This window comes from Paenibacillus sp. GCM10027627, assembly GCF_042675505.1.
Lineage (GTDB): Bacteria > Bacillota > Bacilli > Paenibacillales > Paenibacillaceae > Pristimantibacillus.
Genome location: NZ_JBHTHB010000004.1, coordinates 100201 through 115652 on the forward strand (window position 1 = coordinate 100201; position 15452 = coordinate 115652).

The 15452-nt window shown below is 46.5% G+C and carries 14 protein-coding genes; 2 read left to right on the forward strand and 12 right to left on the reverse strand.

Annotated elements, in window-relative coordinates; genetic code table 11:
* Positions 1-95: 95 nt before the first annotated feature.
* From ACFQZE_RS15175 to ACFQZE_RS15195, 5 genes are all read right to left on the reverse strand, one after another.
* Positions 96-854 (reverse strand): SDR family NAD(P)-dependent oxidoreductase, encoded by a 759-nt coding sequence (locus ACFQZE_RS15175; protein WP_379358422.1) that lies wholly within the window; start codon positions 852-854, stop codon positions 96-98.
* Positions 847-1929 (reverse strand): 3-oxoacyl-ACP synthase III family protein, encoded by a 1083-nt coding sequence (locus ACFQZE_RS15180; protein ID WP_379358424.1) that lies wholly within the window; start codon positions 1927-1929, stop codon positions 847-849. The genes ACFQZE_RS15175 and ACFQZE_RS15180 overlap by 8 nt, the downstream gene beginning before the upstream one ends.
* A gap of 10 nt (positions 1930-1939) precedes the next feature.
* Positions 1940-2158, reverse strand: a complete 219-nt coding sequence (locus ACFQZE_RS15185) for a phosphopantetheine-binding protein (protein ID WP_379358426.1) — start codon at positions 2156-2158, stop codon at positions 1940-1942.
* A 32-nt stretch (positions 2159-2190) separates the two neighbouring features.
* A complete protein-coding gene (locus ACFQZE_RS15190) occupies positions 2191-3174 on the reverse strand; it encodes a 3-oxoacyl-ACP synthase III family protein (protein WP_379358428.1) in 984 nt (327 codons plus the stop codon).
* A gap of 398 nt (positions 3175-3572) precedes the next feature.
* Positions 3573-4007 (reverse strand): VOC family protein, encoded by a 435-nt coding sequence (locus ACFQZE_RS15195; protein ID WP_379358430.1) that lies wholly within the window; start codon positions 4005-4007, stop codon positions 3573-3575.
* 56 nt (positions 4008-4063) lie between these two features.
* Here ACFQZE_RS15195 and ACFQZE_RS15200 point away from each other — a divergent pair, with 56 nt between their 5' ends.
* Complete coding sequence (locus tag ACFQZE_RS15200; RefSeq protein ID WP_379358432.1) at positions 4064-4900, forward strand: DUF6597 domain-containing transcriptional factor; 837 nt, start codon at positions 4064-4066, stop codon at positions 4898-4900.
* Between the two features lie 24 nt (positions 4901-4924).
* On the opposite strand, the gene ACFQZE_RS15205 is transcribed toward ACFQZE_RS15200, so the two are convergent.
* From ACFQZE_RS15205 to ACFQZE_RS15215, 3 genes are all read right to left on the reverse strand, one after another.
* Positions 4925-5503 (reverse strand): YdeI/OmpD-associated family protein, encoded by a 579-nt coding sequence (locus ACFQZE_RS15205; protein ID WP_379358434.1) that lies wholly within the window; start codon positions 5501-5503, stop codon positions 4925-4927.
* A 179-nt stretch (positions 5504-5682) separates the two neighbouring features.
* Positions 5683-5847 (reverse strand): aldo/keto reductase, encoded by a 165-nt coding sequence (locus tag ACFQZE_RS15210; RefSeq protein ID WP_379358436.1) that lies wholly within the window; start codon positions 5845-5847, stop codon positions 5683-5685.
* Positions 5848-6179: 332 nt separating this feature from the next.
* Positions 6180-6863, reverse strand: coding sequence for a TetR/AcrR family transcriptional regulator (locus ACFQZE_RS15215; RefSeq protein WP_379358438.1), 684 nt, complete (start codon positions 6861-6863; stop codon positions 6180-6182).
* A 129-nt stretch (positions 6864-6992) separates the two neighbouring features.
* On the opposite strand from ACFQZE_RS15215, the gene ACFQZE_RS15220 reads away from it, so the two are divergent.
* Positions 6993-8345, forward strand: a complete 1353-nt coding sequence (locus ACFQZE_RS15220) for an MATE family efflux transporter (RefSeq protein ID WP_379358440.1) — start codon at positions 6993-6995, stop codon at positions 8343-8345.
* Positions 8346-8446: 101 nt separating this feature from the next.
* Here the strand turns inward: ACFQZE_RS15220 and ACFQZE_RS15225 are convergent, their stop codons facing one another.
* The 4 genes from ACFQZE_RS15225 to ACFQZE_RS15240 form a co-directional block, all read right to left on the reverse strand.
* Positions 8447-8920: an SRPBCC family protein gene (locus ACFQZE_RS15225; RefSeq protein ID WP_379358442.1), complete on the reverse strand. Its 474-nt coding sequence runs from the start codon at positions 8918-8920 to the stop codon at positions 8447-8449.
* A 1-nt stretch (position 8921) separates the two neighbouring features.
* Positions 8922-12434: an S-layer homology domain-containing protein gene (locus ACFQZE_RS15230; RefSeq protein WP_379358444.1), complete on the reverse strand. Its 3513-nt coding sequence runs from the start codon at positions 12432-12434 to the stop codon at positions 8922-8924.
* A 134-nt stretch (positions 12435-12568) separates the two neighbouring features.
* Positions 12569-13261, reverse strand: coding sequence for a response regulator transcription factor (locus tag ACFQZE_RS15235; protein ID WP_379358446.1), 693 nt, complete (start codon positions 13259-13261; stop codon positions 12569-12571).
* Positions 13262-13288: 27 nt separating this feature from the next.
* Positions 13289-15364, reverse strand: a complete 2076-nt coding sequence (locus ACFQZE_RS15240) for an ATP-binding protein (RefSeq protein ID WP_379358448.1) — start codon at positions 15362-15364, stop codon at positions 13289-13291.
* Positions 15365-15452: the final 88 nt, after the last annotated feature.

Consider the following 15452-nt stretch of genomic DNA (forward strand, 5'->3'; position numbering starts at 1 on the left):
AAGAAGCAGAAATCAGTTTATATGAAATAAAAGGGCCCTCTGACTGCCAATATGCTCAGTCGTAGGCCCTATTACTTTTCGGTATCTAAAATATTTTAGTGAGACGTTGCTCCTGCATCAATAATAAAGTCCGTCCCAGTAATAAATTCGGAAGGCTTTGAAAGTAAATATGCAATTGCATTTGCAACACCTTCGGGAGAAACATAGCCTGCGTATTGTTTTTGCAGTAATCTAACTCTTGCTTCTTCACCGACGAGGGTTGTATACTCCTCAAGCAACTCCGTTTCAACAAAAGAAGGACATACTGTATTTACGCGTATTTTTTTATCGGCTAGCTCCACTGCCATTGATTTTACAGCACTATTTAATGCCCCTTTTGATGCGCTGTATGCTATTTTTGTTTTATCGCCTTGAAAAGAAGCAGTAGATGACATAACGACTATACTTGAGTTTGGATTAAAGTTCCCTTTTTTCGCAAACATTCTAGATAATTCAATGAATGCAAAAACATTAATGGTAAACAAATCATTTATGAACTTATGTGTTGTCATATTTAATGGGCGCATTGGAGCGATTCCTGCACAATGCACCAAACCGTCAAGAGACCCTGTTTCTGAAATCACTTTCTTCATCAGGTTCTCAATACCACTAATATCTTGAAGATCATATATATATGAAAGGTGGTTGCCACCTTCCATTTGATCCAAAGTTTCAATTAGCTTTTGTTCATTTCTAGCTATTGTAATAACTTGAGCCCCTAATCGGCTTAGTTGAATACAGGCAGCTCTTCCAATACCGGAAGATCCGCCTGTAACTACTACCTTCTTGCCACTTAAATCCATAGGATTAATCAACCACAATTCCTCCGTCTTCGAAATAATCATCGGTTTCAATAATCGGCAAGCAGTTCTCTGCTAACACATCAAAAAGATTAGTTCCCCAGGATAAACCTATTCCAAAACCGGGCGCAAGAATTTTTTTATTCCCGTGTTCTTTGCCCCCATAAGCATCGCAAATGGTTATAGGTATTGAGGTTACACTTGTGTTTCCGTATCTGTCCATGGAAACTCCGAGCTTATCAAGCGGAATCTTTGCTTTTTTTGCAATATGCTTGAGCATAAATACATTTGCCTGATGGGGGGCAAACAAGTCGTAGTCATTTTCAGATATATTATGTTCGGCCATAAAACTTTTTAACATATTCGGTATTTCGGTGATGGTAAAATCGAATACCTCCGCCCCATTCATGTATAAATCGTAATCAGAGCGAATTACGCCTTCACCAAACTCTCTACGTTCATGACTGCCTTTTGGATTGCGGCAAGCACCGGCTGGTGTAATGATAGATTTATATCCAGTACCATCGGAATAATAACAGTAAGGAATTTGCGAACTTTCATCATACTCAAGGGCTGTGGCGAAACCAGAATCACCAAATAGCATAGCAGAGGACTTGTCCAAGGGCGAGATCCCTTTCGTTGATGTATCTCCTCCCAAAAATAAAACGCGCTTCGTATCTCCGGTCTGCATAAATGAACCTGCAATATATACACCATATACGAAACCGGAACAGCCTAAATTTACGTCAAATGCAATACAATCTTTTTTAAGACCTAACCGTCCGTGCAATACGCATGCAGTGGCTGGAGCTGAATAATCAGGACTTTGTGTTACAAAAATCAAACCATCTATGCTATCAATGTCCCATTTCAAGTGCTTCATAAGATCCTGTGCTGCTGCAAAAGCTAAATCAGAAGCCGTTTGTTTTTCTGATGCGACGTGACGTTGTTCGACGCCAGTCATTTTGACAAACTTTGCAACACTCTCTTCACCAAATAACTCATTACTTTCCGATGTTTTTACTATCGTTTTAGGCACTGCACATGCAATACCTCGTACTGCTACATTTTTCAAGATTCCCTTTGGCATATCCGATGCCTCATTCCATAAAGTCTATAATGTTTTGCACTGTTTTAAACTCTTTAATCATGGCTCCGGTTAATCTCTTTTCGAAATGTTCATCAACAAGAGCAATTAATGAAATGGCTGCAAGCGAATCCCAGCTTTCTAACGATTCAAGTTCTACTGTTACTTCTAATGATCCTTGTTCAAGCTCTAACATATCTTCCAGCAAGTTTAATTTTGTTTGTACGTCCATATTTATTGCCTCCCAATTTAAAATATCTATGGTCACCATACAATGATGGTTGAGCCCCACGACAATCCTACTCCAAAACCTACAAGAAGGATAGTGTCACCTCTTTTGATGCGACCCTCTTTCTCTGCCTGACAAAGTGCAATTGGTATAGTTGATGATACCGTATTCCCTATATCAACCATGTTTATATAAAATTTATCCTCAGGAATATTACACTTTTTCCTTAAGTGATTTAACATATAACTGTTTGCTTGATGAAACACAAAAAAATCAATGTCATCAAGGGCTAGGTTATTTTTGTTCAACACGTTATCTATCGATTTCGGAACAACATCTATTGTAAAATTGAATATTTCTGGTCCATTCATGTACAGGCTATTATGTAAATCATCTTGAATATTTTTTTCTGTCCTTCTTGCCCTAGTTCCACTAGATGCAACCATCAAATGTTCCGCACCGCTTCCGTCAGTGCCTAAATCGAATTCCTTAATTTGCGAGGTTTCATTATAAGAAATTAAAGCCGCGGCTGCTCCATCTCCAAAAATGGTTGCAACACTTTTTTCCATTGGATTGATATATTTCGAATAGGTGTCTGCAGTAATTAAGAGTATATTCTTTGCTATATTCGTATTTATTAATGACTTTGCCACAGCTAGTCCATATATAAAAGCTGAACAACCCAAATTAATATCAAAGGCGCCAGCAGTTTTAGGAATCTCTAATCGGTCTTGCAGTATACAAGCAGTTGTTGGAACATTATAATCCGGACTCTGCGTAAAAAGGATTACAAAATCTATATCTTTGGGTTCAATTAAATGGTTCTCAAATAATTTCTTGGCAGCATTGTAAGCAAGGTCAGATACATATTCATCATCGTTTGCAATGTGCCTATTCACTATTCCTGTTTTATTGTAAATTTTTTCCTCTGTCCAACCCGGAAAAGTTTTTACAAGATCAGCGTTTGAGAGAATCTTTTGAGGAAGAAAGTATTCAATTGCTTTTATGCCTATGTTCATTCCAAGTCCTCCTCAGAATTCACCTAAAACTACCTATTATCAAAGGTTTTATATATACACTTTAATATCGACAGTTATCGATAAAATTTTTACACTAGCATTCATTAAAGGCTCAAAGAAATCTTTTAATAAATAGTATATCATTTGAAGGGATGTTTATTAAATAGAAATTGATGACATGCCTCTAACCATGTAACTCGAAAAATTTTGCCCTAGTTGTGATATGATTCGGCATATCATCACTCAAACAGAAAAATTTATACTCTCTTTCCGTTGTTTCACAAGCTGCCTTACACCTTGTAAAAAACACATGCTGCACGGTAAAATTAGGAATATGGAATTGAATTCAAACAAAAAAACTGGCATCGTTCCCGTAACGAAGCCAGTTAAAGTTCAAGTTATGATTGATGTAAAGAATCCCAAATTTCTTTATAATGCGGGCTGTGAATTAAACCGATAATATTTCCAAAAGGGTCTACGACCGATGCGGTAATCCAGTTCACGCCACGCTCTATGCGGGGTTCATATTCCGTAGCTCCCAGTTCCTTTAACCTTTCCAGCATGCCGTCAACATCATCCACATGCCAGTAGAGCGTCGCTCCTCCAGTCCCCGTCAAGCTAGCTGCCTGGGGGGCATATTGTTTATCGATGATACCGAGCTCATTTTGGAAGTCGCCAATCCGATATTCGAGGTAAGCAGGATTTTCCGGATTAGGACTTTGAAAGTACGGCTCTACACCTAGAAGCCTCGTATACCATTCTTTTGCCGCTTTGATATCCTCTGCCCAGAAACTAATGTTTGCCATACCGCGTAATTGGGGTGTTTTTGTCATAGTAATAAACTCCTTTTAGGTCAATTGGTTTTTACTTTCTATTTCAATAATAGGGGATGATGATCATAACCGTATTACAGAAATCCGCAGACATTTATAAAACGGGCGGGAAATTGGATCCTTCCGGCTTCGAACAACAGATAAACTTTCAAACCTATGTGCCTCCGGTCGATTTAGCACCATTTGTAAACCACTTTTGGACCATACGCTGGAATAATACGACTGGGCAGCCTTACATTTCGGAGCAAGTGATGCACCGCCCCTATGTCGATGTATATCTATCCCAGCATGAATCTGGTATTCAGTGCACATTTCGCGATAAACGGGATTACACGGCGGCCGAAAATGGCAGAATTATCGGCGCTCGGTTTAAGCCAGGTGCGTTCCACGCTTTTTGGCGCAAATCGCTAGCAGGCTTGCACAACGAGACGATCGCATTACAGCAAGTGTTCGCCGAGGCAGGGCCGGCTTTTGTTGAACATACTCTGTCCTTACAGGACGACGCTGCCGTCGGCGCTCTTGCCGATCTGCTGCAAGCGCAAAACCCGCAATATGACCCTAACATCGAAATCATAAACCGAATCATTGCTGCGATTGAAACTAATGGGTTGCAAACCGTCGGAGACGTCGCTCAGTGGGTTGGCAAAAGCGAGCGCTGGCTCCAACAGCTTTTCCAACAATATATTGGGATCGGGATTAAGTGGCAGCTCCAAAGAAATAAACTGCTGGAGGCGGCGCGCTGCATTCGTGAATCCGACCATCCCGATTGGGCGGATATGGCCTATGATCTTGGCTACAGCAGTCAACAACATTTCATTACGGACTTCAAACATGTGCTCGGCAAAACACCATTGCAATACAAGAAGGAACTCCCCTTCCAATTATCCGAATAACAACGTGTCCTGCTAAGCTCCGCATTATTGGTTTAGGTTGTTGACTTCCAATGTGGTTATCGCTTTTTGCAGTTGCGCGGCTCTACTCTTGGCCGTTGTTGCCTTCAAGAGCGGCAATAGGATGGCATATTGAGCGGTTTTGTCGAGCAGGCTATAAGCTTTATGGGCCCCTTCATGCTGCTCTAACGCGGCTGCGAAATCCGGCGGAATGGTTGCGCTTCTCTGAGATTCATAGGCGGCGTCCCATCTTCCGTCCTCCTGCGCGCGGCGAATTTCAGCAAAACCGGGAGGTTTCATTCGTTTTGTCTCGATTAGCTCTTCTGCTTTTCGCACGTTAATTAAGGACCAAGGGCTTTTCGACCGCCTTGGCGAATAGCGCTGCAAATAATACTCTTTGTTGTAGCCTTTACGATGACTATCGATCCACCCGTAACACAAGGCGCCATCCAGAGCTTCAGGAATGGAAATCGAATGAATGCCTGAGCCCTTCTTCGCTATTCTAAGCCACACTCCCTCTTGTCGTTCATAATGACTCTCGAGCCACGATTCCCAGTCCGCTGCGTCGGTAAAATCGATAAATTCTAATGCTCCTACTGTTCCCACCTAGCAATCTCTCCTTCCATATTTCCTTTGTTTCCTCTTCCTAAACTAACTATACAAATAAAAATCGGCGTCGTATTACAAAAAACCGCAGCGGGCCCGACTATTATCCGATTATAAAAAAAGGATCCATAGAGTATTGCACCGCTCTACAAATCCGCCTCTGACACAATTCCTCATCGTTATACACATCCGCCCGCCGTATTGATGAAATTTCCTCCCGCTTCCACGAATCGATCCATAATGGCGAAGCTGTCCTCATCCGTCGTTTCACGCCCGAACGTCATCGCTCCCAAGCAAAGCTCGCTGACTCGCAAACCGGTTTTGCCCATATACCGATAGTCCATCCAAATGGTTCCTTTGTTTACCAACGTTTTTTGAATACACCCAATCCGACTGTTCAAAAAGCAACTTGACCAGCGAAACGCAGCGCTAATAGCTCCCCCAGTCCTTAATTGAATTTGATTATATGGGATTCATTTGGTTTCATGTAGGTCCAATTTAGAGGAGTGTAAAGGAACCAATCGGAAGTACAGCGAATTTCCCCATGGTTAAAACTTTCTCGAATCGTTTAGAAATAGCTGAAAATAAAACGGCACCCAAATTGGGTGCCGTAATTGGTCATTGAAACAATTGAGACAATCTTCGGGCAAATGGATAAGCCGTTCATTACTTACTCTTACTCTTGCTCCTGTATGACCTGCTCGATCCCGAGCAGAATCAGCTTCAAGCCGAACTCGAACGCCCTGTCGGTCCCCATCAGCTCGAACAGTCCGTTCGTAAACATCCTCTTAAACAGTCCCGCATCCGCCTCGCTCATGGAGTCTAGAAGTTGAATCATTTCCTCGCCCGGTAGCGCCTCCGCTCCCTGCTCCTTAACAATAGCGGAAACATTGCGCTCATGCTGATAATCGTCCATAACGAAATAGAGTACATAATTCACAAGCGTAGTCACCACTTGCATCTTCTGCTCTTGTCCAAGCGGCGTCGATTCCACGCAGAGCAGCATACGATTCGTGAACCGGATAATGTCCGGTTCGTGAGGCAGCGTCATCATCATGAGCTGCGAAGAGCAGGGATGCCGGCCCAGCACGCTGCGAGTCGTTATCGCGAGACCCGTCAGTTGCTCCTTCCAATCCCCTTCGGCGTGAAACTCCTCCAAAATCGTTTTCGATACATGGTTGGCTAGTCGCTGATAGAGGTTTTGCTTGCTCTTGAAGTACCAGTACAGGGACGGAGCTTGAATGCCCAGCCGATCGGCCAATCGCCTCAAGCTGAATTTTTCAAGGCCATCCTCCCCCAGAAGCTCCCATGAGGCTTTCAAAATGCTATCCTCCGAAATTTGAGGCTGCTGCTTTCTCATCCGTATCCGCCCTTTTATCTAACAGTGTAAGATTATACTTTACAGGTTTATAGACTCATGATATCATCTAACACTGTAAGGTTCAATCTAACACCGTTAGATAAACACATTAAGAAAGTGGTGACCCCTATGGATACAGAAAACCTCTATTACTTCGAGAAAGCCCCTATCCCCAAGGCCGTAGCTCACTTTGCTGTACCGATGATGCTTGGCACATCAATGAGCGTCATCTATTCGATCTTGAATGCCTACTTCCTTGGCACGCTCCATAATACAGCTATGTTAACCGCACTTGCCTTAACTTTACCTTTATTTTCCATTATTATGGCGCTAGGCAACTTAATTGGCATGGGCAGTGGTACCTTTATCTCCCGTCTGCTAGGTGAGAAAAAATACGATGATGTAAAACATGTGTCTTCATTCGCCTTTTACAGCAGTTTGGTTCTCGGTCTTATCGTAATAGCCGTCGGCCTCCCGTTGATCGATTCAATTGTTCATGGGCTCGGGGCAACGACTGACTCCTTCGGATTTACAAAGGACTATGTCACGATTATGCTTATCGGCTCGCCAGTTATCGTCTTATTTTTCACCATGGAAAATATCGTACGTTCCGAAGGCGCAGCCATCACGTCGATGATCGGAATGATTCTAAGCGTTGTCGTAAATATTATGCTCGATGCTCTCGTTATTTACGTCTTTCATTTGGGTGTGACCGGCGTCGCGTCTGCTACCGTTATTTCCAACTTAGCTGCTTGCGTATTTTACGCCTACCATATCGGATATAAAAGCTCATTTTTAACACTCTCCGTAAAATGGTTCAAAGCTACGAGGGACATTTTAATCAATGTCTTCAAAATCGGAGTTCCCATCTTTATCATGAGTATGTTCCTCGGGGTCATGTCGCTCATCTTTAACCATTTCCTAGTCGATTACGGGGATCAGGCCGTGGCGGCCTACGGTATTTCATCTCGTTTATTACAGCTTCCTGAGTTTATTCTGATGGGTTTATGCGAGGGAGTTGTGCCGCTCATTGCCTTCTCTTTTACAGCGAATAAATTACGAATGAAACAAACTATTGGATTCACAATCAAAATGATAGTGACTCTAGCCGTCGTGTTCGGCATCATCGTCTATCTCATTTCCGGTCACCTTATCGGATTATTTACGAATGACCCGCAATTGATCGAGATGGGTAGTTACATTTTGCATGTGACGTTCTTATCCTTGTTCATAACAGGTATGACCACGTTGTTTACGGGTATTTTTCAAGCAACGGGGCAAGGAACCGCCGCATTTATTATGTCTATTGTTCAAGGCGTTACTCTCATACCCGTGCTCTTTATCGCTAATGAAATGAACGGTTTTCACGGGGTTGTTTGGTCGCTCGTAATTGCGGATGCCGTCGCGTTCCTTGTAGGAGCGTTTATGCTATATGTGCTGCGGAACAAATTGCAGCCGAATTTGGGTCAATTGGCACATTAAAGAAGAAATACACAAAAAGACAGGGTAAGCTCACTCTTAATCCTGTCTTTTCGCTTGTTAGGGATGGGAATACGCTTTATGTCGGCAATCACAATATTTTGCTAATCAACGATAGACCGGGCGCGCAGTGCTTTAGCCATGCCCTTCTCACCTTCTGCCATAACCAGGTCGTGATTCCAGACGAACGCCGGTTTTAACAGCGGCGCGAGAAAGTTCATCCAGGCTTTGTTCGTATTGACTTGCCAAATATATCGAACGTGCGTCGCGGAACCTGATTGCGTCAATGTCCATTTCCCCCTGCCTTCCAGTTCGCCTTTGGACCGAATCTCCATCTGGCAGGGGGCTTCCTTCACGATTACTTCGGCTTCGAACGACAGCCGATAAGGCAGCTTTGTGCGGAACTCGTATCGATACTTGTCTCCGATTCCGTTCGCCGAGCCGATCCCAATCGGCTCGGCGATAACGCCGGGCCACCACTCGTCGTATTTGAAGCCTGATATCAAGTTCCACACTTGCTCGATATTCGCCTCAAACTTCCAGTTCGTTTCGAAATTATATTTGTAATTTGTCCCCATATTACACCTCGAGCAGATTCATTATGATCGTAATTGCTTCTGCTCTCGTAGCCGCAGCGTCCGGCGCAAATCGGTTGCCGCTGCGTCCGTTCACAATTCCCAATTGCTTAACGGCGGCTACCGATCCTTTGGCCCATGCCGGAATCACACTGTCATCCGCAAAACCGGTTGAACTAACCGCCAACGTATCCGCGCCAGCGGCTCTTGCCATCATTACAGCAAGCTCCGAGCGTGTAAGGCTTGCCTCAGGACGGAAGCTGCCGTCCTCATAACCGCTCACGATCCCCGCTTCTACAGCTTGCCCTATAGATAAGAGCGCCCAAGAGGGAATGGAATCCGTGAAATGCAGTTTGGTTCCGCTACCGGTAAACTTCAGCGCATTCATCAGCATCATGGCGAATTCTGCGCGAGTCACGTTAGCATCGGGCTTGAATGAGCCATCCCTATATCCCTTAACGATGCCTTCGCCTATGGCTTCTTTAATCGATGTTTCCGCCCAATGACCGGAAATATCGGTCAGCCCATCTTCCCCCGTTGGATTCTCCGTTGGTTCAGTAGCCTTATCTACAGCAAGCACTGCAAATTTTGCAAAGTGATCCACCTGCACGCTAATCCGATTGCCGTTAATTTTACCTCCGCTTATTTCAACCCATGCTTTGGCTGATTCATCGTAGTAGAAGATGGCAACCGATTGATTGTTTTTCAGCTTCGACGAGTCGAACAGCATCGTTAACGTGATCAACTTGCTAAATTTCCCGGAGAAGTTTTTCTGAACCTCAAAGACCGAGCTCGCGCGAACCTCTTTTGTTGTGAGCAGATTTTGCGTATTCACCAGCTTTTCAATGGTGATTCTCAGATTATGCGGTGCAGCTCCTGCCGGAACCGAAATGGTGATTTCATCATCCAAGCTGACTTCGCCAGCTTGGCCTGCGGAAAGCGAAAGCTTACCGTTTGTAGAGTTAGCCGGGGGGCTTGTTGTTGAAACGCCTTCACTACCGCCGCTGCTGCCAATCTCAGTCCACATCGCATATAATGTCAGATTCCACGTGATCGGAGCCGAAAAGTCAAACGGAACGATAAAGTCGCTATCCGCGTACCACCCGCCGAACGTGTATCCTGTTCTCGTCGGATCGCCCGGCTTGGTCGCGTTTCCTTTGAATGCTACCGTTTGGCTGTCTACAATTGTTCCGCCGTTACTGTCAAATTGAACGTTTCGTGTTGTCCACCGCAGAAACGGGTATCCGTTGTTGATCGACGGATCCATTCCCCATACCTCGTCATATTCCCATCCGCTGTCGTTGTAAGTGCTTTGAGTCTTCATCTCAGCAGTTGTCTTGCCTACGCCCTTGTCCGTATCCGACTGCCCTGTCGTTTCGGTATCATAAAAACCGCTCCTGATTGTTCCTTCATTAACGCCTACCAGACCGCCTATCTTTTCAATGCCTGTCACAGCTCCTGTGGCGTAGCTGTTGCTGATCATACCCATATTGTTACTGACCAATCCGCCTACACCGTATTTTCCTGTCACACTTCCCGCGGAGTAGCTGTTGCTGATCGTTCCCATATTGTTCCCGGCCAATCCGCCTACATTTTGATCTCCTGTCACAGCTCCCGTAACATAGCTGTCGCTGATCGTTCCATCCATGTTGATGCCAACTAAACCACCGGTATTTTGAAGTGACCCTCTCACGTTTCCCGTGACATAGCTGTCGCTGATCGTTCCGCTCAATTTGCCGCCAGCCAAACCGCCTACATAACTAGCGCCTGAAATATTGACGTTTTCCAACCTCATATTTGTGATACTGCCGTCTGCGACAGCTCCAAACAATCCAACGGCGTTTGAATCCGGTCTGTTTATCGTTAATCCCGTAATTTTATATCCGTTGCCGTCTATATGCCCTTGAAATGGCTTTAGCCCGATCGCTACGGACATAATAGGCTCCCAGCCGCCGCCCTCCTGATAGCCGCTCAAGTCGATATCTGCGGTCAGCTGGAAATAGAGATTCGGCCCCAAATAGGCCCTTACCGCATCAAGCTGCTCGGCTCTTGCGATCCGAAATGGCTGGCTTGCAGTACCCATTCCGCCGTCAAAATCATCCGATAAGGCGAATATGACTGTCGCATTCGCATACCCGTTCGCCTCGATCGCAATCGAGTATGTGCCTTGTGGAAACTCCTTCGTGATCATAATCTTACCTGTATCGACGATGTAATCCGTTCCCGCCGCCAGCGTGTTGGTTCCTTCCTTCACCGCCGTAATCGCATTGCGCCATGCTTCATCGTCCGTAAATGCGATTTCGACCTTTCCTTCGGCAGTCTTGTTCGCCGTTAAGCTCGGCGGGGCGTTTAACATGTTCACGCGCATCGCCGTAGCTTTAAAGCCATTCCCTCCATCCTGATATGCCACATAAGGCGTTCCTTCATACACAACTAAAGACGTAGATAGGGCCATATCAGCCGAAAATCCGACGATGCCCACAGGCACCCAACCCGTCGCACCTGATCCAGCGTACTTCATTACCGTAGCTTTTTGGCCATTCAGCCCATCCGTATAACCCACGTAAGGCGTGCCGTCATATACAACTAAAGATGGGGTAGAGATCACTCCTCCCGAAAATCCGGCGCGGCCCACAGACTCCCAACCCGTTGGGCCTGCTCCTGTATACTTCATTACGGTCGCTTTACTGTCATTCCCCTCATCTCGATAAACCACATAAGGGGTGCCGCCGTAGACTTTTAAGGACGGATTAGATGCGGATCCCGCCGAAAATCCAGAGCTGCCCACAGATTCCCAACCGGTCGGACCCGCTCCGGTATATTTCATAACCGTGGCTCTATCGCTCTTATCCCCGTCCGTAAAGGCCACATACGGAGTTCCCTCATCAACTTGGAGAGATAGGTTATCGGCCAAACCCGCCGAAAATCCGGCGCTTCCCAAGGACTCCCACCCAGTCGGACCCGCCCCGGTATACTTCATTACCGTTGCTTTGCCGCCATTCTGCCAATCCTTATAAGCTACATAGGGAGTCCCGTCATAAATAGATATGGACTGGTAATGGGCCAATCCCTCCGAAAATCCGGGGCTGCCCACGGCCTCCCAGCCGGTCGGACCCGCTTCGGTATACTTCATTACCGTAGTATTATAATCATTTCCTCCGTCCGAATAGGCCACATAAGGGATGCCATCAAACATGGTCATCGTTAGATTATTGGCAAAACCCGCCGAAAATCCGGCGCTGCCCACCGTTGCCCAAGCAGTTCCATCATTCCTCATCACTGTAGCCTTATCGTTTTGGTCCCGGAAAGACACATAAGGGGTACCCTCATAGACGGACATCGTTACGGAACTGACGTAACTCGGCGAAAACCCGGCGTTTCCTATTTCCTGCCATACTTGTACGGTATCCGCCGCATACGCCTTTCCATTTCCAGATGCAAATAATCCGGGAATTCCTCCTACAGCCAATAACATGGCCAAAATAATGACCGTCGCACGATTGCCTCTGACTCGCATTCCTCTTCCTCCCAAATCCATTAATATGCCCGATTGTAGCATCCCAAGTTAAAAATCCGTTCAAAATCGACGCCAAACAACAAAAAAAGTGCCGCGTTAGCCGCAGCACTTCATGTCTGTCTATTATTCCAATATCAAATCGAAAACTTATAACCGAATCCTCGAACGGTTCGAATCAAATCCGGCTTTTCTGGATTTTGCTCGATTTTACGGCGCAAGTTGAAAATATGGGCGTTTACCGTCCTCGTGTCGCTGCCGCTCTCTTCTCCCCACACCCGGTCAAATATTTCATCCGCCGCAAACACCCGGTTCGGATTGTGAATGAAAAATTGCAGCAATTGCAGTTCCTTGGGGAACAGCATTACCGGTCGGCCATCCACCTTTACGATCATTTCCAGAAAATCGACTTCCAACCGCCCATTTCGCCACCAGCGCTTTTTGCTTTGCCCAAGCGACTGAAACAGGCTTCTTTTCCGCAAATGCCCCTGAATCCGCGCAACCAGCTCGGCCGGGTCGAACGGCTTGGTCATATAGTCGTCTGCCCCGATGGCAAGACCGGTATAGATGTCGTCCGAATCCCGCCTGCACGTAACAAAAATAAGAGGAACGTCCGATATTTCGCGGATTTTCCGGCAAACGTCCGTACCTTCCATATCCGGAAGCTCAATATCGAGAACGGCAATATCCGGTTTTGCGGTATGAAACAGCCTCAAAGCTTCCTGCCCCGTTTCCGCTGTATGTACCTCAAATCCTTGCTTCTCTAGATACATACAGATCAGCGCGCGCAAGTCGGCTTCATCCTCGACGACCAATATTTTTCCAGACATCTTCACCTTCGCCCTCCTTCTCGTCCGTCATTCGTTCTCAAGCATCGGCAGCGTAAAATAAAACGTGCTCCCTTCTCCCGATCTGCTTCGGACACCGATTTCTCCCCCGTGCAATTCGATAATCTCCTTACAGATTGCAAGACCGAGTCCCATGCCAGATTTTTTCCTATTTCTCCTTTGCGCCTGATAGTATCGTTCAAACACGAAAGGGAGCGCCTCATCATCGATTCCTTCCCCGCCGTCCGTTACCGACACGCAAACCGACTTGTTTCCTCCCCGGCCGGTCACGCTCACATCCATGCGCACATGTCCGCCTGGCGGCGTATGCTTCTTCGCATTCGACAAGAAATTGGCTAGCACCTGCTCCAATCGGAATGTATCCGCCAGGACAACTGGGTCATTAGCGTTTTCTCTGTTGTCGGATGATGCCGTTTCGAGCGATAAACCGGATAACCCGAACTCCCAGTGCAGTCCGTCCGCTACCTTCGCAACCAATTGCCGCACGTGAACCAGCTGCCAGTCAAACGAAACCTGCTTGGCTTCCAGCTTGGAAAGGTCGCCCAGATCGTTGATCAACCTGTCCAGCACAAGCGTTTTGTCATATATGAGACGCAAATAATTCGGATTGTCCGGCGGAATAACGCCGTCTATCATACCTTTCACGTACCCTTGAACGAGAGAGAGTGGGGTGCCAAGCTCATGGGAAATATTCGACATGAGCCTGCGGCGCGCTTGCGCCGTTTGGGCAAGCTGCTGCCCAGCCTCCTCCAGCTCCGTCGTGCGCTCTCGGATTTTCAACTCCAACGAATCATTCAGCAAAGCAAGCTCCCCGGACAGCCGTTTCACATCATGGAACGTTCGCGAATGCCGTTTCGTCAACATGACCATCTGGATGATGATAGCCGACAGAAGGCAGAACGGGAACAAATCGCCCGTAACGACAATCAAGTTGTAAAACAAGATGTCGTTCACAACCGCCACAAGAAGACATATCCACGAGGCTAAATTCATCCATGCGTCTCTCCGCTTGCGCCAGGCGGCCAGACCGAAAATAAATCCGATATAAAAAAAACTGATGGCGATAATGATTTGGTACGGCAGCATCCACTTTGTATATACCGATGCGGGAAAAAGCAGCACCAGCAAGCTGAAAGCGCCCGCGATAACCGTCACGAGCTGCACATACCGAAGGCTGGTTTCTTGAGGGAACAGCGTTTTAACGTAGTACAGAAAAAAGGCCAGAGCCAAAATAAAGCCCCAGTATTCGATTTTCACACCGATTTCCCAAGGGATGTCTGGAAGTAAGCGGATGAGCAAAGTTTGCCCGACGACCAACGCGCGTAAGCCGACGGTCAGACATAACCCGCCGAAAAAGAGCGCTTCCTTGTATTCCCGCTGCATGAAAAACAATGCCAAATGGTACAGGCCCATGATGAGCAAAACACCGGCCATGCCGGATTGCAAGATGGTGCCGCGAACTTGCAGGCGATTGATTTGATCCGCATAACCCAACTTCAGCGTATCCCATAAACCGCCTTTGCGCTGAACGAAATTAGAAACTTGAATAACGATTTCCGTTTCCTTGGATGAGGGGACAAACAAATAGGCCTTGCTGTAGTTTTTCGGAATCATTTCCGTCCCGCTCGTGGCGACGATTCCGTTGCTGCCCGTTTCCCGGCCGTCGATCCACAGTCGATACGCCGTAGCCGCGTTCGGAATCCATAGCGAGAAGCTCTTACCCGCTTCGGAATCGTCAAAGCGAACGGTCAGCTTGTAGGTGGCGTATCCTCGGTTGGACAACGGCTGTCCGTCCAGCTTGTAGGAGCTCCAGATGCCAGGGACATGCACATAGTCAGCCGGAGAACCGGTTCCCGAACCGATCGAGCGAGGCTCGAGCAATTCCTGCCAATAAAACGCCCATTCCCCCTCCAGCGCGACGGGGCCGTTCTGCTCAAACTGCCACCCCGAAACATCGATTTTACCGGATTCAGCATTTTGAACAGTTGGCGAACGTTCGGACGCGACAACCGCGGTCGAGTAAGTAAACGAGAGCGCCACCCAAAACAAGACGCATAATATTTTTAACATGAGCGGAATCTTCATTAAGCTTTTCTCTCCGTCGGAAATCTTCACTTTCCCGCTAATTCGACACTCATCGAGCAATTCCTCTACTAACCGCGCGAAAGCAGAA